Source organism: Parafrankia colletiae, assembly GCF_001854655.1.
GTDB classification, from domain to species: Bacteria; Actinomycetota; Actinomycetes; order Frankiales; family Frankiaceae; genus Parafrankia; species Parafrankia colletiae.
In genome coordinates this window covers 1-19013 of record NZ_MBLM01000154.1, presented here as the reverse complement: position 1 = coordinate 19013, position 19013 = coordinate 1, and the positions used below count along the sequence as shown (strand labels likewise).

Genomic DNA, 19013 nt, shown 5'->3' with positions numbered 1-19013 from the left:
TCCGTCGTGCGTACCAGAGTGCGGAAGTCCCTCACCTTGATGCGACGTCGGGAACGCTCCAACCGTCCGGCTGAAAAGCGCTCCGGAAAGCCGAAAGGGGCACCGGGCTAGGTGCGCCCGGTGCCCCTTTCGGCCAGGTAGGTCAGTCGTCGGGAAGCGCTCCCGTACGCCGCTTGTCGCGCCGCGTGGCGCTGTAGGCGAGCATCTCGCGCGTTTCGTCCAGCCGCTGTGTGAGTTCCCGGAGTTCGGCTAGGGCAGCGTCACGGGCACGGCGGACGGCGCGGCGGGACCCGTACTGTCCGCCGTAGAGCTGCTGTGCCACGTGGGAGAGCACTCCGGCCCGTCCGATGTCGTCCGCGTTGCTGCCTTCCGCTAGGACACGATCGATCACAGGGAAGTCCTGACCGTCCCCGTAGGCCGAACCCCACACCACGTCGCTGATGCTGGCGAGGTAGCTGCCCGTGGCGACGAACTCCGCGTGTGCCACGCCCCGCATGTACTGCTCACCCGGTGTCGCGTCCATTTCGTCGGGATCTTCGTCCGTCCGGAAGCCGTTCCGCGCGGCAGCGTCCTTGACCGCCCATCCCATGATCATCTTTCGGTCTGCGACGAACTCCCGACCCTTGCCTGTCACGTAAAGCCAGGAGTCAGGCTCGCGCGTCGCGACCGACAGGGAGGCAGGCTGAAACCGGCCGCTGATCTTCGCGAGGTTTTGAGCGAACAGAAGTACGGCGTCCTGGGTGACGTCGTCACTGACGTCTGCCGTGCCGTACTTGCCGAACGGTCCGCCCGCCATGGTGGTGTTACCGTCCATGCGCTTGCGCGACCGGGTGAAGTTCACCGTGCGGCAGTACTTCCGCGCGATGGTCCGGATGTCCTGCCAGTCACTGTCAGTGACCCGCGCCATGTCGTCCGGCTGGACGCGCGCGCCCGGAAGCGCGGACGGCGTGTCCGACGTGAAAACGGGGTTGCCCATGACAGACCTTCCTTACAGGGGATTGGTTCCCGGGGGGTTCTCCCTCGCCCGGTGCCGATATCTAATTCTCCACCTATGCACGTCCGAATTCAACCCCCATTCGTCCATCAATTCAAGATTCTTTTGGGGATTGTCAGGCCAGGATATCGCCGGATTGCCGACAACAACGAAGGCGAGAAGAAGGAAAGGAGAAAGGGCAGGTGAAAAGCAAAAGCCAAAACCAAGAACAAAGGCAGAAAGGCGGAAAGGCGTGTCAAGGAAACGGGGTCATACGTCATTCCCTACCGCACCTCAAGCCGCCGCCACCTAACCCGCGCCCGCCACGGTCCGCACCGCCGGACCAGCCGACTATCAGCTCGTTACCTCGCAGCCCAGTCTTGGCCCACTTAGGTGCACCCAGCAGGCTTCTGACCTGCGCCGCTGTGAGGCGAGCGTGTACCTGCTAAGTAGGTACACGGTCAGGTCCCCGGTCGGGCCCGCGGTCAGGGCCTCGCACAGGCCGTGTCTTTGCTGTTACACTGTGCTCTCTGGGGGCTGTGCTGGCTGCCGACGATCCGCACCTTTCGGCGGCTGGATTCCTCGGCCGGATAGGTATGCGGGATCGCCGCCGAGCGAGCGCAGGGCGCGTGGCCGACATTGGGGGATGCATGCCAGGCTCCGCGACTGGAATCCGCTCCCGTTGCAGGCGAATGCACCGTGGATTGCGCTGGCCGATTGCCGCGATACCGACGTCGACGGACGACCCGGGTACGAGCCTATTGCCGGCGGAGCCTTTCGGTTAGCGAGGGCTGGTCTTTCTCGACGAGTTTAGCCAGGGCCATGCGGGTCGCGATTCCGGCTTCGGCGGCAGGTATGACGTCCGGAATGCCGTGGTGGGCGACGAGGACGGTGGTGACGCCGGCTGCGGCGTCACTGAGGGTCGTCATCATCGCGATGGCCGCGAGCGGATCGTCGGCCTCGAAGGCGATCTGTTCGACGACTTGTGTGTCGGGGGCGAGCCGCAGGAAGCGGCCGTGGAAGGCGCCGCCTCCGCGGGCGTCGAAGGTGTGGACCTGGCCCCGCATCCCGGCGGGGGCGCGCCGGCCGGCGATCGGGTCGGGATTGAGCAGCGTCCGGTAGACCACTGGCCGCGGTGCCCGGATCCGCCAGCTCACCTGCGTCGCGTACACGTCTTCGACGGTAGGCAGGCGAGCGGAATACACCGCGGCGGGCGGTCCGGGGTGGTCTCGTCGCCGGTCAGGCCGACGTGACGTGCGTCATGGCCACCCAGGACAGTGAGTGCTCTCTGTCGGGTCTACCGCCACGAATAGCGGCGTCTTCGCAGGTATTCAGGGGTGTCGCAGCGTGATCGGCCTCTTGTGGYGAGCCGGCGGTCCGGCGGCCGGCCGCTCGTGACAGTGCCGAATCGGATTGTCACGTATGTGTAGATGGTGCAGCCTGGGGTGAAGTGCCCGTCACGCAGGGATGCGGGGACATCCGCGACCGGGAGGGGGTCGCGCTGCGCGGCGGAACGGTCAGCACAGATCCGCCGGGTCTGTGGATCTTTCCGTGGGGGTTTGTGTGTCGCTCGATGGAGATCTGTCTGATCCTGATCGCCGTATCCTGTTGCATGATCTGAGGCTCACGCTGGCGCCTGAGTGGCTGCCGGACGTGCTGGTGGCATTGTCGCGTGAGCCGCTGTCCTACACCGGCTTGCTGGGCGTGCTGCGGTCCTACGAGGTGGCCCGGGGGCGGCGGTGGGCGCAGCCGGTGTTGCGGGACTCGGTGTTGCACCGGACGCTGCGTTGGATGCAGGACCGTGGGCTGGTCGAGCGCGACCGGGGCCAGCAGTGGCCCTTCACCTCTGTGTATTGGTTGACGCCGGCGGCGATGGAACTGGTCAGGCTGGTGCTGCCGATGGCGCAATGGGCTGCGGCGCACGAGGACCTGCTGGAGCTGGATCGGCGGATCTGGGCGGAACGGCGCCGGCGCAGGAAGAACGGCACGAAGGCCCGCCGGTCGCGCTCACGCTGAACGACTGTTCTGCGGGCCCCGCATCAGCTCCTGGAAGAGGCGGTCAGTGTCCGCGGAGGGCCGCTGGTCGAGGTCGGCCAGCGCGTCGACCAGCTGGCCGTAGGTGACCGTGAGCGCGTCGTGGTGGCCGAGGTGGGCCTGGGTGYGGGCGATCTGGCAGTAGATCTGCTCGTTGATCGGGTCGAGACGGCGCAGCGTGTCGAGCAGGTCGAGACGCTCGGGGGTTGCCTCGCTGAGGGAGGCGAGGATGCTGGTCAGCGCGTCGGTCACCTGGCGGCGCAGATGCTCCCGGGGGGGCTCGGCCCAGGTGCCGGTGAGGTCCGTGGCGAGGTGGCCGGTGTAGAGGCCGGTCAGCGGCAGGATCGCGGCGATCTCCTGCGSGGTCGTCGTAGCCCGTCGGCGCGCCTCCAGGGCGTCCTGGATCTGCCAGAGGTCGACGGTGAGCAGGTCGGTACGCAGCCGCCAGCGGCCTTCGTTCTGCTCGAACAGGTCATCGATCGCCCCGTCGGTGGCGCGGCGCAGGGCTCGGCGCAGCGGGCTGAGCGCGGCGTAGAAGCGGTTGTCGATCCGGTGGCGGGGTTCGCCGTCGTCCGGCCAGACCGCTTCGATGAGGGTGTCGCGGCGGACCCAGCCGGTATGAGCGGCGAGGTAGGCCACGAGCTCACGGCCCTTGATCCCGATGCCCTCGACCGTGTGGGGTTCGCTGTCCGGCGTCGGCCGGTAGGACAGCTGCCACCTGCCGAACAGGGTGAGTAGCAGCGGTGTGGTCACCTCCGGTGCGCGCGGCGACGCGGCGGGCACAGCGACGGCGGGCGCCGACGGAGGCGGGGGCGGTGCTTCGTCAGCCTCGGTCGCGGCGGCACCCCCACCACCAGGTGGTGGCTCGTCCGGCTCCAGCCGCCGCTGTGCCTCGCTTGGGCTGTCGACGTCGGCCGGGGCGGGAGGGGCGCTACTGGGGGGCGGCGCGGAGGCGGGCGGTGGGGGCGGGGGCCCCTGGGTAGGGTTTGCCCGCCTGAATTCCTCCTGGTTGGTGGCCGGTGCGTCGGCGTCGGCGAGCAGGTCGAGCAGGTCGGTTGTGGCGGCCTCGGGCAGGGTGAACAGCCGGTTGCCGGTCAGGGCGGCGGCGATGTCGGGGCTGGCGGCGCCGACGACGCCATCGGGCCTTACCCGGGCGGTCGCCCCAGGCCGCCACTGCCCGTAGAGGATGCCGACTACGCCGAGCGGGGAGCCGTTGTCGAGGACGGCCTGAAGGCGGCGGTCCGAGGTCTGGTCGGGGGCGGCGATGACGACCAGGGTCGACCGGCTCGGGTCCTCCCCTGCCGCGGCCCGTCGCGCCCGGGTGACGACGTCGGCTTCCAGCCGGTCCAGCAGCGTGGCCAGGTCGGCGACGACATGCAGCCGCTGCGGCGGCGCGGCGGTGGTGCCCTCACCCAGCAGCCGCCGCACGTCGGCCGCCGGGATGAGGACCTCAACGGGTCCGGCGGCGGGCTGGTGACGATCGGCGAGCAGCGCGACGAGCAGGGCGCGGATCGCGGCGTCAGCGCCGGGTCCGATCAGCCCGAGGCCGCGGGTGGCGGCCAGGTCGAGGGCGAGGGGCTGGCCGTCGCCGGTCGTGCCGACGACTCGGGTGCCGGGTGGGGCGGCGTGGGCGGTGGCGGTGGCTGTCGCGTGGCGGCGGCCGGTGATGTGCGGGTCGCCGGGCGGGCGCACGACCACCAGCTCGCCGTCGGCGTCACGTTCGGCGGTGGCTGCGTTGTAGGCGACGGCGAGCTGGCGGATGACCGGCGGCTCGTCCAGGTCGTCGCGCACACCGCTGCCGGGCACATAGTGGCGGCGCCGCCACAGCCGCATGGAGAACAGCGCGACGACCAGCAGCGCGACCGCTCCCAATCCGAGGTAGCCGCCGGACGGGAACGTCACCCCTGGAGCCCGGGGCGGGGCCGGGGCGGACGGGTGCGTAGACGGCGCGGCCGGCGTGGTCGGCGGCACGGTCGTGGGGGTGGGCGAGGCCGGGCCGGTAGACGGGCTGGCGGTCGGCGGCGGCGCGGCGCCGCCCGGGGTAGGCGTGCTGGCCGTGGGGGTCGGGGTGGCGGGCTGGCTGGTCGCGGGTGGGCTGACGGTCGTCGGTGGAGTCGACGGCGCGGGGCTGGCAGGCGCCTGGCCGCTCGGGGGCGTGGTCGGAGGGCTGGAAGGTGCCTGATCGCCAGGAGGCGTGACAGCGGGCGGCGGGCTTGGCAGGCTCAGGACCCAGCCGGGACGGATCAGGCCCGGCTGGGTCAACGCACGCCCATCGGCCTGGGCAACGCCGTGGTTGAGCGCCCAGATCTCCGGCCAGCGGGCGCCGTCGCCCAGGCAGCGGTCCGCGATCCGCCACAGCGAGTCGTAGACACCGTTGGCCGGCAGCTGCACCACCGCGGTGCCCGGCGCCGCTGTGGGCAGCGCCGTTTCGATCGGGGTGGCCGTCGCGACGGTGACGAAGCTCGGGGTGACGGGTGCGGTGGCCGCCGCCGTGGTGGTGGCGGGACCACTGGCCGGGGTCAGCGGGCCGCGGGACTGGACGACGGTGAGCAGGACCGCGCCGAGCAGGAAGGTGGCGAACCCGCGCATCCCGCCGACCGGCAGCGCAACGCCGTGACCGGGCCAGCGGGCCTCCCGCACCACCTCGGGCACGGCCAGCGCGACAGAGACCGCGAAGGCGAACCACAGCGGCCACAACAGCACCGCGAGGACATCCAGGAGCAGCGTGTCGTCCATCGGCCCGGTCAGCCGCGCCGAGACCTCCTCCCAGGTCGGCACCTCGTGGGGCAGGGGCCAGCCGACGAAGTGCCACAGCGCCCAGGGCAGGCCGCCGACCAGGGCGACCAGCGCGGTCAGGGCGATCGCCGCGCGCAGCAGCCGACCGACCAGCAGCAGACCCGCGGTGCTCCGGCGCCGGGCACGGTGGGGCCGGCGGCGTGCGGGCGGCCGGCTCACGGGACGGCTCCGGCCGGTGCTGGTGGGGCTGGGTGGGCGCTTCCCGTCCCGGTCACCGTGAGGGTGTCGAGCCCGACCACACCCAGCAGCAGGGTGTCGTGCACAGCGGTGACGGTGACGGTGACCGTGTTGTCGATGACGGTCGCGGTGCCGGTGGCGCCGGCCTGGGCGAGGTAGGACTGGGCGGCGGCGACCGCCTGGTCGGGCAGCAACCGGACCGTGCCACCCTGACGGAGTACGGTCAGGTCGATCTGCTGGGCGCCTGCGCGGGCCGCTTCCTGCGCGACGCCCATCGCAGTGGTCTTGTCGGCCAGTGCACCACCTGCGTCTACGATCAGCCCGCCGAACATGACGAACGCGCCGAACAGCACCACCACGAACGCGGTCACCGTCCCCTCATCCCGCCCATGACGGCCGGGCCGCCCGCGGCTCACGGTGCCTGTCCCATCTGGTCGCCGTAGGTGTCTACCGGAGAGGTGGAGCTGGCGTGGAGGGTCGCGCTGCCCGGGGTTCCCAACATTGCAAGATCATCCAGCTGGGTCGTGCAGGTCAGGGTCACCCGCACCAGCGCACCTGGTGCCAACCCGGCCGTCTCGGTGTCGACCGTCAGATCCCGGCAGGTCACCCCGGCGCTGGCCAGCGCGGTCTGCGCGGTGGCGCGGGCGTCGGCGCTGGCCTGGGCGGGGGTGCGGGCGATCGACGCGGCGCGGGCGGCCTGGTGCGCGACGTCCGCCATCCGCAGCTTGGCATCCGAGATCCGATAGCACAGCACGAGGAACAGCAGCATGAGCAGTAGCGCCGGCAGGATCAGCACGAGCTCGGCGGTGGCCGACCCCCGGTCAGGACCATGATGAGCGCACCTGGGTTCGCGGCTCACGGGGCCGGCCGCCGCTGCTCGGCGGGCCCGGCCGCGTCGGCGTCGATCCCGAGTCGAAGCCCAGGGATCACGCTGGCGGCGATGCCGTGGACGTGGACGGTCGCCGTCTCGCCGTCGCGGGTGATGGTGACCTGGGGGCTGGTGAGGCTGGAGGGGCCGAGCTGATCGAGGGTGGCCTTCGCCTGGGCGTGGCCGGCGGCGATGGTGCCGCCGTCGGCGCGGGTGGCGGCGAGCGCCCGGCTGGCGGTGGCCTGGGCGATGTGGCTGGCGTGCGCCCAGATCGTGACCTGCGCGAGCAGCAGTACGACCGTGAATAGCAGGGGCAGCACGAAAATCATCTCGACGGTCAGCGCCCCAGCGTCCTGGTGACGGCGAAGCGCCGGCGTGGGCTGTGCGCACCGCCGCCGTTGGTCCGGTCGGATACTGCGAGACCTTGGGAGCGCCCGTCGAGACGCGCGGGGACTGCCCCCAGCGGRCCGGCGTGCCGGTCCAGGGCGGCCTGGGTGGGGACGGCGTCGATCCTTGACCGGACGGTGCCGGGCTGCCATCGCCGGAGCCCTGCTACTGGAAAACCACGCTGCGCGCGGCGTCCAAGATCTGCGGGCCAAAGATACCGATCACGGTCAGCGCGAGTGCCGCCAGGAAAGCGATCCAGATGACGTTCTCGGTGGTGGAGCCCCGGTCGCGTTCATCCGGCGGCGTCTGTGTGTAGCGGTCGCGGATGCGTGACCACCAGGTCTGGAGACGGCCGGACACGGTTCCTCCGATGGTCGAAAAATCGTTTACAGGGAGCGGCTGATCTGGGTCAGGGCGGGATAGAAGACAAAGAGGATGAAACCGATCGCTATGAGGACGCCGGGGATACTCATGCGTTCGGTCGCGGCGTTGGCGTCGGCTTCGGCGTCCTGGGCCTGGCGGACGCGCAGCGCGGTGGCTTTCGCGTCAAGGGATTGACGGACGCGGGCGCCTTCGGTGCCCGCGAGTGCGACCGCGTCGGCCAGCTCGACGAGTTCGGCGATCTGAAGCTCCGTCCCCAGCTGACCGAGCGCGGCCCAGGGGTTGATCCGGGTCTCCCGGGCGGTACGCAGCGCGCGGCGAAGCGCCACGAACGGCCAGCCGTTCCCGATCGCCGCCGCGTCGGTCAGCGCGGTCTCGACCCCGGCGCCGCCGGCGAGTAGCACCTGGATCAGTGACAGGTAGGCCGACAAGGCGTAGCGGAAGCCGCGGCGCTGCCGATCGGCCTCGGCTTTCACGGTCAGGTCGGGTAGCAGGAACCCGACGACGCCGAGCAGCAAGGCGACCGCGACCGGCACCGCCCACGGAAACGGCCGGCCTCCCGCTGCGAAGGCCAGCCCCACCACGGAGGGAAACAGCAGGCCGGCCACGGCAGCCGTCGCCTTCTCGGCGAGATGGGCCTCGGGGGAACGGCCAAGCGTCGCCAGGTCCTGGCGCAGCGCCACGGTCGGCAGGCCGGCAGCGCGCAGCAGTCCAACTGCCGGCCGGCCCATCCGCACGGCCCACCCGTCCTGCTCCGCCGGCACTGTCCTCGGGGTAGCGGGCGAGGCTGGGGCCGGGTTGAGCCGGGCGATAACCTCATCCAAAGAGGGCCGTGGCGGAAACAGCCACACGACCAGCGCCCACAGGCCGACCCCGGCCCCGACGCCGAGCAGCATCAGCAGGACACTCATCGGGACTCCCACCCCGCCGTCGCCGGGGCCGTCCCCGGGGCCTGCGGCGCCGTCGGATCGTCCAGGTCGAGGAAGCGACCGGGGTTCTCGATCCGCGCCATGCGTCGAAGCCAGACAAACCCACCGGCGAAGATCGCCCCGATGGTGAGCAGGACCAGCTGACCCGCAGCCGTGCCGTAGGGGTCGAGGAAGGGCCGGTTGAACACGACCAGCCCGCCGGCGAACACGATGCTGGTGACGACAACGACCCGCATCGTGGTGCGCATCCGGGCCCGACCGACCTCAATGCGGCCCAGCATGTCCACCTGGGACCTGGCCGTGGCGGCGAGCTGGCCCAGCAGCCCGGACAGTTGGCGGGCCTGGTGCTCGCTGGCCAGGATCAGGGCGCCGATGACCAGGTCGGCTAGCGGATCGTCCAGGTCGTCGGCGAGGCCGCGGAGCGCCGGTCCGAGCCGCTCCCGGCGGTTGATCCGCGCGGCCAGCACCGCGACCTCGTCGCGGATCGCGGCCGGCGCGGTCTGCGCGGTGGCCAGGATCGCCTGCTCCAGCCCAGCCGCTGCCGCGAGGGTGTCACGCAGCTGCTCGGCCCACACCGCGATGCCCTGGGTGCGGGCGACCTGCCGGGCCTGGGCCCGGTCCGGGCCCAGCATCCGCGGCAGCCCATACACGGCCATGGCGATCAGCAGCCCGCCGACGACCCAGCCGGTCACCGCCCCCGCCACGATCCCCACGGCGACCGAGCCGGCGGCCCATCGGGCGAACCGCGGATCGGTCTGCCACGGCCACGCCCACGGCCGGTGCGCGGGACGGTGCGTGTCTTCGTCGGGCACACCGCGCCAGCCATAGACGATCAGGAGCAGGCCCGCACCGACACCCAGGCCGAGCAGCCCGAACACACCGGTCATCCCCACCACCCCCGGGACAGCACATCCGGGTCGAACCCCACATCGACCAAGTCGTCGAGCAGCTCCCCGGTCGGGGGCGCCGCCGGCAGGGCACGGCGATCCGGGCCCGGCCGGTACAACTCGTTCGTGACCACCTGGGTGCCGTCGGCGTCGACCACCTCCCGCACGGACGACACGACCCGCCGGCCGCGTTCCCCACGGGGCTCGGCCAGGTGGACGACAACGTGGATAGCCGAGGCGATCAGCAGGTTCGTCGCCTCGACGGGAAGCCGTTCCGGGCCCTGAACGGCATAGGAGRCCAGCCGGGTGAACACGCCGCGGCTGGTCGAGGAGTGCAGGGTGGTCATCGAGCCGTCGTTGCCCTGAGACATCGCGTTGAGCATCGGAATGACCTCGGGCCCGCGGACCTCGCCGACGATCACCCGGTCCGGAGACATCCGCAGCGCGGCCCGCACCAGATCGGAGGCGGAGATCGCGCCTTCGCCTTCCGTGTTGGGTTCGCGGACCTGCATGGCCACGACGTCCGGGTGGGCCCGCTCGTCCGCGTCGAGCCCGAGCTCGTACACGTCCTCGACGGTCACCAGCCGCTCGTGTGGCGGGATCTGGTCGGCCAACGCGAGCAGCATCGTGGTCTTCCCGATCGTGGTGCCCCCGGCGACCACGATGTTCTTCCGCGCCGCCACCAGCGCGGCCAGCAGCGCCTCCAAGCCGTAGTCGATCGTGCCGTTCGCGCGCAGCGCGGACAGGGTGACGTGGCGGAACCGGTGCCGGCGGATCGACACACTCGGCCGTGCCGTCACCGCCATGACCGCGAACACGCGGCTCTTGTCGGCCAGGTGGAAGTTGACCATGGGGGCGCCGCGGTCCCAACGGCGCTCCTCCACCCCGGCGTGGGCGGCCAGGTCCCGGATCAGCCCGACCAGCTGGGTGTCCGAGTCGGTGATCGCCGGCAGCCGCTGCCGGCTGCCATCCGCCCGGCGGACGAAGACTCGGTCCCCGTTGATGTTGATGTTCTCGATGCTCGGATCGGCCAAAAGCGGTTCGAGGCCACCGAGACCGAGGACCTCGGCGAGGACCTCGTGGATGACGCGCTGCTCGTCCTCCGGCGTCAGGACCCCCGCACCGCGGGCCAGCTCGGCGCTGGTGTGCGCCTCGGTCAGATCCACGAGCACGGACAGGGCGAACGCCTCCCGCGCGCCTGCGGTCAGCGGCGGGGAGCCGGCGTCCTCGTCCGCGCGTAGCCGGCGGGCGAGCGCAGCCCGCAGCCCGTCCCGGAGCCGGTCGCGTAGGGCGTCGGCCGCCGACCCCGAGGCCCGGCCCGGAAGATCGGTCGGCGCGGCCGGACCCCCACCACCGCTCCAGGCAGTGAGCGGACCGGACCAGCCCGCCCCGTTACCGGGGGCCGCAGGGCGGTGCGGGTCGGGCCGGGACGGGATCGTCATCGCGGCACCGTCCGCGTCGGGGTCGGCGGCAACGCGGCCCGGCCGTTGGACCCGGCCGGCGCCGCACCCAGCGCCGGGCGCTCCGAGCCGGCCGGCACCGTGGCGGCGAGATAGCCGGCGATGCCCGCCACCGTCCGGCCGAGCTTCGACCGTCCGATCCCGGTACGGGTCTGGCGACGACCGGCCAGCACCTCCGCGGCCGTGGTGTCGTAGGGCACCGGACCCAGCACCCGCGACCCCAGCACCCGGGCGATCTCCCGAACCCGGTAGTCCGGTGCCCGGTGCGGCTGGGCGACGACGACCACATACCAGGCCGGCAGCGCCCAGCCCTGCACCACGTGCATCCGCGCCGCCAGATGCGCAAGCTCCTCGTCCCGAGCCCGCACCACGAGCAGCAGCACATCCGCTGCCCGCAGCGCAGGCCCCGCGGGCGACCACGGATCGAGACGACCGCAGTCCACGATCACCGTCCGGCCGCCGGCCCGCGCCGCGGACCACAGCAACGACCAGCCCCCACCATCCAGCTCGCCCAGCACCTGGCTGGCCTGCTCGGCGCCCGCCGGCGCGGAGATGACCTCCAGACCGCCGGGCAGCTGGTGGGCGTGGTCCTCCGCGGAGCGCTGCCCGCCGCCTCGACGGCCGGCAGCCGCGAGTGTCACCAACCCTCGGCCGCCCGCCAGCAGTCCAAACCGTGCGCCCAGGTCACCGCCAGCGGGGTCTGCCTCCACCACCAGCGGGTCTCCGCCATCGGTGGGCCAGCGGTCCGCCAGTGCCAGCGCGAGCGTCGTCGCCCCCGGCGACGCCTTCAACGACCCCACAGCGATGATCACGAGGTCACCCATTCGATCCGTTGACCGTGACAACGCCGATCTGCCCGGCCGGCGCCGCCGCCAACGCGCGGGCGTCGGCCTCGGCGAGCTGGAGCGAGACCACCGTCGTCTGCTCGGTGTCCGCCGCCACCACAGCCACGACCGTCGCCGGCCACGACTCGGCGCCGCCCGCCGACGCGGTCGACACCGCGCTGGTCGCGGGAGCRACCACGACCGTCACCCGCGAACCGGCCGCCAGGCCGGTGGGGAACTGGCCGGCCTTCAACGCCACCGCCGCGATCGCCTCCCCCGGCGGCGGGACCTGCGCGGCATCGACCGCCGCCCGACTGAGCACCGTGCCCGCCGGCAGGCTGTAGGCGACCGGCTTGCCGAGCACACTGTCCCGTTCGCCGGCGCCGATGGTGTCGACTCCGTCGACGGAGATCCGCACCTCCCGCACGTCCCCGGCGGCCAGAACATGGCCGACCGTCACCGGCCGGGCGAGCACCAGCACCGGCTCCCGCGACCCCACCCGCGCGCCCGCGACCAGGCCAGCGACGGCACAACCCACCACCAGCACCACACCCAGCAGCAGATACGGAACCCGGCGACGGCGCCGCGGACCGCCGGTCAACCGGGCCGCAGGGGCGCCGCTGGTTCGCCGGCCCGCGCGGTCCGGACCGGCCGCGCGCGGCGTCGAGGAGGGAGCCGTCACCACCGGGCACCGCCCACCGGGCTGTCACCGGTGTGGCCGCCTGGCCCGCTCGCCCGCATCGTGGGGGTCATGGTCGTCATCAGCCACCGTCCGTCGTCAGCGCGGGGACATCGATCACCCTGGCCTGCGTCGTCGACACGGTCGTCAGCCCCGGAAACGCGCCTGTCTGGCCGGCCCCGGCCCAGGTCACGTCCCAGCGGACCGTCGCCGTCACCGGAAACGTCCCGCCCGGCGTGTCCAGCGACCGGTGGGTGTAGGTGTAGCCGCAGTCCGGCGAGGCGCCCTTCGGATCGGCTCCGGCCGGGAACGGCGTGCCCGGACCGGTGCAGGTCACCGTTCCGCCATCCCCCAGCGACCAGACCACCTGCACGGGCTGGGCGACTGCGGTCACCGACACCCCACCCGCCGCGGCCGTCGCCGCCACCTGGTTCCACCCGGCGGGGTCGAGCCACAGCCACGTCGGCAGTCGCACCAGCTGGTCGGCGACCGGGCTCATCACGATCGCCGGGCCGGCCAGCCGGAGCTGGTTGCGGGCCTGCTCTGCCAGCGCCTCCGGGTCCGGCGCGGGCGCAGCCCCCGGCGCCGCATCCGGAATCCACACCGGCGCCCGGTACAGTGCGTCCTGCTCGCCGCCCGTCGCGCACTGGTAGATGTACCAAGCACCCGGCCCCTGCCCCGGCTGCGACGCCACCGGACGCACCGACGGGCCCGACGAGTTCCACACCGCCGGTCGCACCACCAGGCCGCCCGCTGCCGGCAGCTGATAGGAGGCGGGCCGCACACCGCCCGCGGGCGGCTGATAGTCACTGCGGACGTACGAGCAATCCGCGTGCGCGAGTGACGGTTCACTCAACGACCTGTCGCCAGGAGGCACGCTACGCGGTTGACCGCCTCTCGATCCAGGAAGGTCGTTGGCGGATGAGGGACCACCGTCCGGTATTGGGACTGCGGCCTCCCCGCCGCTGCCCGCCAGAAGATCGCACCCCGGATAAGGATTCTGGTCACACTCAGTCGAGCCGTAGCCGTTCGCGAAAGCAGGCGAAGCACTCACGCCGACCGCGAGAGCCATCAAAGCAACGACACAGCTTCGCCTCAGCACGATCCCACCGCGCCTACACCGAACTGGGTCACCCGCCAAAGGCCATCGGTGTGAATGCGCGCCTCCGCCACGATTCTGTGAAACCCACCGGGCGTATCCGTAAAAGCTGAACCGTCAGCCTTATACCGCACCCAATCTCGACTATCACTACAGTCCGAGATCATCACAGTTTTCGGTGCTTCCGGTGGCTCCACCGACGTGACCTCTGGCCTGTTGATGGGCTCCCCCCGAGAGACGAGCCCATTGGCGTGATCCGCATAGAGGCCACCTGTGAGGACCTGCAAAGCCTCGCCCGAGGCATAGCGGGAAAGATACGGCGCCTGCCAGTCCGCAGTGCGACCAGCCTGCGCATCGGCCTTCCACATCCCGAGGTACGCGGCGACCGCATCCCGACGGGCGAGGTCCGCCGGAGACGTCGGCGTCGGGGACGGCGTCCCGCTTGACGGCGCCGGTGAGGAGACCGCGCCGCTGCTCGCGGCCGGGTCAGGCGCGGAACCGCCGGAGCTACAGGCGGCGAGGAGCACCACGGCAGCAGTCAGGGCACCGGCGGCGTCCCGCTGAGCCCGCCGGCGCAGTCGTGGTGTACGAGCCCGGACCGCCACAGTGCCCACCTCGCAGGAAATTCCAACGAACGACCAACTCGACCTGGCACGGAAAACCCTCCATCTAGGACTACTCCGACCGTGTTGCCTCGCAGCGTTCCCACTGCGCAGTAGGACCGGCTTCCCAGCGAGAAATGACTCACTAGAACTAGCCACTACCCACCCGATCGGACTACTGCACTAGATCGCTGTCATGGCCTGAACGGGCTATCTGAGGCGTGCACAGGTCCTCGTCGAACCGCGGCCATAGGCGGACAGCAAGCCGCGCCAACGCGGGCACCGCCGACGACCCGCACCACACCCACAGGCGCCCTTCGACAGCCGCGAGCACCCCAAGGCAGGTCGAGCCCGAGGGGCACGGCGCAGCGAACGCTGCTGGACCACTTGGGAGGAGGAGCGTCGAGGGCTACTGTTGGCGCATTCCGACTCGCCGTCCGCCACCCGCTTTGGTGCGTGACGAGAGAGGAGTCCAAGACCTCGTGACGACCAGGCCCAGCCTGCGGGTGGAGCAGGCGGAGCTACGGGCGCGGATGCGCACGGCGGGCATGTCCCACGACGAGATCGCCGTCGAGTTCGCCCGCCGCTACCAGCTGCGCCCCCGCGCCGCCTACCGCGTCGCGCACGGCTGGACCCAGACGCAGGCCGCGAACCACATCAACGCCCACGCCGCCCGTGCCGGTCTGGACCCCCATGGCGCCGCCACTATGACCGGCCCGCGGTTGTCGGAGCTGGAGAACTGGCCGCTGCCGAACAACCGCCGCAGGCCCACCCCCCAGATCCTCGCGCTGCTCGCCGAGGTCTACGGCACCGGCATCCACAACCTGATCGACCTCGACGACCGTGAACACCTCACCCCCGCCGACAGTCTCCTTATCAGCAAGACGACGAAAACCATGCGGGTCAGACACGAAGAACTACCGAAGCCCAGGGACGCGGCGCAGGTCGAGATAGTCGTAAAAGGCATCGGAACGCCCGCTCCGGCGATGACCTCGGTCGCGGAGGTGACCGCTTCCCTTGGTGGCGGGTTTGACCGGCAGGCGGAACTGCTCGACGTCGGCCTTCGGTTGCAATATTTCGCAGGACCCTCCACGCAAACGCCTTTCCTCGATTATATCGACGGTTTCATCGAGGACTGTGTCGCCTCCTATGAGGCGCGGGACCCAGCGTTTTTTATGCCTCTTGTTGTACRCCAGCGGAAGAGCGTGCAAACCCTCGTCGAGGGCTGGCAGCTGCCCCGGGACCGTATCCGGCTGCTGCGGGCCGCTGGGCGGCTGTCGGGACTGGCCGGCTATATGGCGGTGAACCTCGGGGACTTCCCACTCGCGCGTGCCTATTGCGTGGAGGCGTTCACCCTCGCGGTGGCCGTCGAGGACAGCGATCTGGCGGCCTGGGTACGGGGCACCGAAAGCCTGTGCGCCTACTACGCCGGTGACTACCGGCTGGCGTTGGAACGGGCACGTGAGGGACAGACCCACGCAGCGGGCGGGCCGCAGGCGATCCGGCTGGCGGTCAACGGCGAAGCCCGCGCACTGGGCCAACTCGGCGACCGCGACGGCATGCGCGAAGCCGTCGGCCGCGCGTTCGACCTCGCCGAGGACACCGAGCTACCCGAGGGCATGTCACCGTGCATTTCCTTCGGCGCGTACAGCTTCGCGCGGATCGCGGCGAACGCCGCGACCGCCCACGTCGGCACCGGCGACACCGCCCTCGTCCAGAGCTACGCGCAGACTGCCAGCAGCATGCCGGGCGCCGACCGTTCCCGGTGGAGCGACGTCCTGATCACCCTCGATGTCGCCACCGCGCTGACGGCCGGCGCCGACCCCGACCCGGAACACAGCGCCGCGCTCGGCGTCGAGGCCCTCATCCGCGCCGGTGCCGCCCCGATCGAGTCGATCCGCCAGCGCGGCCAGGAACTCGCCCGCCGCACCGCGCCCTGGCGGACCCTACCCGCCGTCGCCGAACTCGCCGAAGTGTCCCAGACGCTGCCCCACAGCGCGCCACGGTGAGCGAGCACGACCCGGTCCACGACGACTGGGAACGCTTCCGGGTTCTACCGTCTATGACCGACCACTGGGAGCGGCCCGGCTGGACCCCGGGCCGGCGTAGCTTCCACTGGTTCCTGACGTTCGACAGCGCCGCGCTACGCGACCTCGCCGCGGCCTGCCAGCAGCAGCTGCACGACCTCGCCTGTCTCGACCCGGTACCCGCCGACGGGCTGCACCTCACCGTGCGCCGGCTCGCGTTCACCGACGAGATCGACCCCGCCACTCTCGCCACAGTCACCCGCCAGGTCGCCGAACAGTGCCGTAACCAGCCGGCGTTCCGGCTGCGGGTCGGACCGCTGGCCGGATCAAGCGGCGCGGTCCGCTTCACCGTCACCCCCTGGGAACCCCTGATCAGACTGAGGGACGCCGTGGACGACGTGTCCTCCGCCTGCGGCCTGCCCGCCGTCAATCGGCGTTTCCGTCCGCACGTCGGCATCGCCTACAGCAACCGCAACATGCCTGCGGAACCGATCATCCGCCGGGTCGCGGGGCTGCGTGACCTGCCCCCGGCCGAGGTCTCCGTGGCCGATCTTCGGCTGGTGCGGCTGTACCGCCACGGCCGCACCTACCAGTGGGACACCGTGGCTGTCGCCCCTCTGAGCGCTTAACACGTCTCGTCTGGTCGCCCGGGTCGAAGGCGCGGGGTCGCAACGGGAAGGCGGGCCGGTGGTTCAGGGCCGGGTGAGGGCCAGCTGAGCGAGGCCGACCAGGACGCGCGAGATCTCGGCAAGATCTGCCGGCACCCGCCGGGTCGCATCCGCCCGAGAGGAGGACCCGGACAGCTCTGATCGCGGGCGGGACTCGACGGTTCTCCCCAGCCCGGCGACGAGGTCTGCCCAGATCCAGATCGCGAGGAACTCCTCAACCCCGCGCAGGATGTCCACCCGGACCTGCTCGGCGCTGGACGCTGCGTAGGCGGCGAGGTCCGCGGCAGCCGTACCCGCCGGCGTCTACTGATCGAGGCTGCGCTGGAGCACGCGGGCAGCGTGCGTGGCGCCGTCCAGCGCGTCCGCGGCGTCGACGAGAACCTCACTCAGGAGGCCACGCGGCTCTGGGTCGTGGGCGAACTCGTCGAGGCGCAGCGCGTGGTAGGCCAGCCGGCATCCCGGTGACGCCAGCGGCAGGCGGTCCAACAGCAGCAGCCACCGCCGGCTGGCGAGCAACAGGCCGACGCCCACAGTCCCGACAAACCAGGTCCCGAACAGCACCAGCCAGCCGGCGCTGGTGCCGGCGCGGACCAGCTGGACCCACAGCCAGAACCCTGGGGCGCAGACCAGCACGGGGACGCCGACCCGGACGGTTCGCCGGCGTCGACCAAAACGTGACGCCGCCGCCCGAAGTTGCCGGTCAACCGAACGGGATTCGGACACGATCACATTCTCGCCCCAACATCGCCGACCGCGGTAGTTCCCAGGGATGCGCACGAGCGCGCCCGGACAATCCGCGGGGCGTCGGGCATGTACGTCCAGAGGTAGCGGAAACGGCCCACCCCTGGCCCAATTCTTCCCCCGAGGCTGCTATGTCTTGTCAAGCCGCGTGGGGTTCCCGGGACGCCGTGGCAGCTGATCCTTCCTTCCGTTCCAGGAGCTTGAAGACCTGGCGGGCAACGGCGCGTTTGAGGCAGCGCTGCGCGTCGCGGGAGGACTTTCCCTCAGCGGTCCGCTTCGCGATGTAGGCCCGGGTCGCCGGGTCGACTCGGGCCCGGACGAGAACGATCGTGTGGAGTGCCCTGTTCAGCTGGCGGTCCCCGGCTCGGCTGAGCCGGTGGCGGGTGGTGAGGCCGGAGGAAGCGAGGATCGGAGCAGCGCCAGCGAACGCGGCGAACGCCGCGTCGGAACGGAACCGCCCTGGGTGCGACCAGCTGACAAGGATCTGCGCCGCGCTGATAGGCCCGACACCGACCAGCGCCAACAGCTCGGGCGCCATCGCCTGGACAAGTAGGTGGATCTCCTTCTCGAGCTCTTTCGCCTCCGCGGTCAACGTCTGGATCCGCTGGGCGGTGCACCGCAGCGCCCGCACGGTCATGCGATGCTCGACGTCCTCGGTTGAGCACGCGGCCTGCGTCAGGCAGGCCGCGATCTGTTGCTTGCCAGTCCGGCCGCGCAACTGCGCGCGAAGGGCTTCGGGGGCGGACACAATCAGAGCTTTGAGCTGGTTGATCGCCGCTGTCCGGGCGAGGACGGCGGCGCCGCGGGTGGCGAGCAGGACCCGTAGGGCCTCGCGTTCACCACGGCGGCGCGGGTGGATCAGATGGTCGGAGACGAGGGCCTCGCGCGCTGCCCGAACGGCGTCGAGGGCGTCGGTCTTGCGGCCTCCGCGGTGGGCCGGGCGCTTGGGACGGCAGACCTCGACGACGCGTTCGCCGGCGGCTTCGAGGTAGCCGGCCAGGCCCGCGCCGTAGCTACCGGTGCCTTCCAACGCCCAGCACCGCCTGCCGGGAACGTGCTGACGGGCGAGTTCGAGTAGCCGCTGGTAGCCGTCGGCGTTTGCGGGTGCGTCGGCACTGACGAGCACGACACCGACGGGGGTCACGACAGCGGCGGCGAGGGTGTCGCGGTGGGTGTCGACGCCGATCACGCCGTCGATCTGGTCCGCGAGCAGCGGCATACGAGTGTTCTCCTTGTCCGGCTGGACGATCCTGGTTGGCCGGGCTGGGAGACACCGCGTGGCGGWACTGTGACGGGGCACGCCGGTCAGGCGGACAAGCTGCTGATCAAGCCAACGGGTGGATCAGGCCGGCGCCGATGCTCCGGCAGACATCTCGGGGCCACGGCAAACCGCTGACCAGGTCGCCAGTTACCTTGCGGGTCATGCTGGAGCATCGGCGCCGATCCTGACAGCAACCCCAGCCAGGGCCGCCCGACCAGAC

Annotated in this window: 19 protein-coding genes; 3 read left to right on the top strand and 16 right to left on the bottom strand. The window is 71.4% G+C overall.

Annotated features, from left to right (window positions below; translation table 11 throughout):
- Positions 1–142: 142 nt before the first annotated feature.
- Positions 143–976: a hypothetical protein gene (locus CC117_RS28450; RefSeq protein WP_071089697.1), complete on the bottom strand. Its 834-nt coding sequence runs from the start codon at positions 974–976 to the stop codon at positions 143–145.
- 755 nt (positions 977–1731) lie between these two features.
- Entirely contained in the window at positions 1732–2100 is a 369-nt protein-coding gene (locus CC117_RS28445; RefSeq protein ID WP_241830507.1) for an SRPBCC family protein, read from the bottom strand.
- A 412-nt stretch (positions 2101–2512) separates the two neighbouring features.
- Here CC117_RS28445 and CC117_RS28440 point away from each other — a divergent pair, with 412 nt between their 5' ends.
- Complete coding sequence (locus CC117_RS28440; protein ID WP_241830506.1) at positions 2513–2989, top strand: winged helix-turn-helix transcriptional regulator; 477 nt, start codon at positions 2513–2515, stop codon at positions 2987–2989.
- Here CC117_RS28440 and CC117_RS28435 read toward each other — a convergent pair.
- From CC117_RS28435 to CC117_RS28385, 11 genes are all read right to left on the bottom strand, one after another.
- A complete protein-coding gene (locus tag CC117_RS28435; RefSeq protein WP_071089688.1) occupies positions 2981–5962 on the bottom strand; it encodes a BTAD domain-containing protein in 2982 nt (993 codons plus the stop codon). The two genes, CC117_RS28440 and CC117_RS28435, sit on opposite strands and share 9 nt — an antisense overlap.
- Positions 5959–6351: a pilus assembly protein TadG-related protein gene (locus CC117_RS28430; RefSeq protein ID WP_241830505.1), complete on the bottom strand. Its 393-nt coding sequence runs from the start codon at positions 6349–6351 to the stop codon at positions 5959–5961. The genes CC117_RS28435 and CC117_RS28430 overlap by 4 nt, the downstream gene beginning before the upstream one ends.
- Before the next feature lie 41 nt (positions 6352–6392).
- Entirely contained in the window at positions 6393–6839 is a 447-nt protein-coding gene (locus CC117_RS28425) for a TadE/TadG family type IV pilus assembly protein (RefSeq protein ID WP_071089682.1), read from the bottom strand.
- Positions 6836–7189 carry a TadE family protein gene (locus CC117_RS36760; RefSeq protein WP_256385426.1) on the bottom strand — a complete coding sequence of 118 codons (354 nt, stop codon included), beginning with the start codon at positions 7187–7189 and terminating at the stop codon, positions 6836–6838. Before CC117_RS36760 ends, CC117_RS28425 begins: the two co-directional genes overlap by 4 nt.
- A gap of 211 nt (positions 7190–7400) precedes the next feature.
- Positions 7401–7595: a hypothetical protein gene (locus CC117_RS28415; protein WP_071089676.1), complete on the bottom strand. Its 195-nt coding sequence runs from the start codon at positions 7593–7595 to the stop codon at positions 7401–7403.
- A gap of 26 nt (positions 7596–7621) precedes the next feature.
- Positions 7622–8527, bottom strand: coding sequence for a type II secretion system F family protein (locus CC117_RS28410; protein ID WP_071089673.1), 906 nt, complete (start codon positions 8525–8527; stop codon positions 7622–7624).
- Complete coding sequence (locus CC117_RS28405) at positions 8524–9432, bottom strand: type II secretion system F family protein (RefSeq protein ID WP_071089700.1); 909 nt, start codon at positions 9430–9432, stop codon at positions 8524–8526. The genes CC117_RS28410 and CC117_RS28405 overlap by 4 nt, the downstream gene beginning before the upstream one ends.
- Positions 9429–10874 carry a CpaF family protein gene (locus tag CC117_RS28400; protein ID WP_071089670.1) on the bottom strand — a complete coding sequence of 482 codons (1446 nt, stop codon included), beginning with the start codon at positions 10872–10874 and terminating at the stop codon, positions 9429–9431. Before CC117_RS28400 ends, CC117_RS28405 begins: the two co-directional genes overlap by 4 nt.
- Positions 10871–11716, bottom strand: coding sequence for a MinD/ParA family ATP-binding protein (locus tag CC117_RS28395; protein WP_241830503.1), 846 nt, complete (start codon positions 11714–11716; stop codon positions 10871–10873). The genes CC117_RS28400 and CC117_RS28395 overlap by 4 nt, the downstream gene beginning before the upstream one ends.
- On the bottom strand, positions 11709–12398 hold the full coding sequence (locus tag CC117_RS28390) for an SAF domain-containing protein (protein WP_241830502.1): 690 nt from the start codon (positions 12396–12398) through the stop codon (positions 11709–11711). Before CC117_RS28390 ends, CC117_RS28395 begins: the two co-directional genes overlap by 8 nt.
- A gap of 79 nt (positions 12399–12477) precedes the next feature.
- Positions 12478–13251 carry an ATP/GTP-binding protein gene (locus CC117_RS28385; RefSeq protein WP_241830501.1) on the bottom strand — a complete coding sequence of 258 codons (774 nt, stop codon included), beginning with the start codon at positions 13249–13251 and terminating at the stop codon, positions 12478–12480.
- 1378 nt (positions 13252–14629) lie between these two features.
- Between CC117_RS28385 and CC117_RS39445 the strand changes: the two genes are divergently transcribed.
- Positions 14630–16105, top strand: coding sequence for a hypothetical protein (locus CC117_RS39445; RefSeq protein ID WP_407673603.1), 1476 nt, complete (start codon positions 14630–14632; stop codon positions 16103–16105).
- A complete protein-coding gene (locus CC117_RS28375; protein WP_071089661.1) occupies positions 16102–16752 on the top strand; it encodes a 2'-5' RNA ligase family protein in 651 nt (216 codons plus the stop codon). Before CC117_RS39445 ends, CC117_RS28375 begins: the two co-directional genes overlap by 4 nt.
- 63 nt (positions 16753–16815) lie before the next feature.
- On the opposite strand, the gene CC117_RS28370 is transcribed toward CC117_RS28375, so the two are convergent.
- The 3 genes from CC117_RS28370 to CC117_RS28360 all read right to left on the bottom strand — a co-directional run bounded on the left by CC117_RS28370 (position 16816) and on the right by CC117_RS28360 (position 18751).
- A complete protein-coding gene (locus CC117_RS28370; protein WP_071089659.1) occupies positions 16816–17028 on the bottom strand; it encodes a hypothetical protein in 213 nt (70 codons plus the stop codon).
- 66 nt (positions 17029–17094) lie between these two features.
- Positions 17095–17514, bottom strand: a complete 420-nt coding sequence (locus tag CC117_RS28365) for a hypothetical protein (protein WP_131803150.1) — start codon at positions 17512–17514, stop codon at positions 17095–17097.
- Between the two features lie 157 nt (positions 17515–17671).
- The gene (locus CC117_RS28360; protein WP_071089655.1) at positions 17672–18751 is read right to left on the bottom strand and encodes an IS110 family RNA-guided transposase; all 1080 of its coding nucleotides are present in this window, start codon (positions 18749–18751) and stop codon (positions 17672–17674) included.
- Positions 18752–19013: the final 262 nt, after the last annotated feature.

Bases quoted from the DNA above. Each gene is read 5' to 3' on its own strand.
- CC117_RS28450 (WP_071089697.1), bottom strand. From the start codon at position 976: ATGGGCAACCCCGTTTTCACGTCGGACACGCCGTCCGCGCTTCCGGGC.
- CC117_RS28410 (WP_071089673.1), bottom strand. From the start codon at position 8,527: ATGAGTGTCCTGCTGATGCTGCTCGGCGTCGGGGCCGGGGTCGGCCTG.
- CC117_RS28405 (WP_071089700.1), bottom strand. From the start codon at position 9,432: ATGACCGGTGTGTTCGGGCTGCTCGGCCTGGGTGTCGGTGCGGGCCTG.
- CC117_RS28395 (WP_241830503.1), bottom strand. From the start codon at position 11,716: ATGGGTGACCTCGTGATCATCGCTGTGGGGTCGTTGAAGGCGTCGCCG.
- CC117_RS28360 (WP_071089655.1), bottom strand. From the start codon at position 18,751: ATGCCGCTGCTCGCGGACCAGATCGACGGCGTGATCGGCGTCGACACC.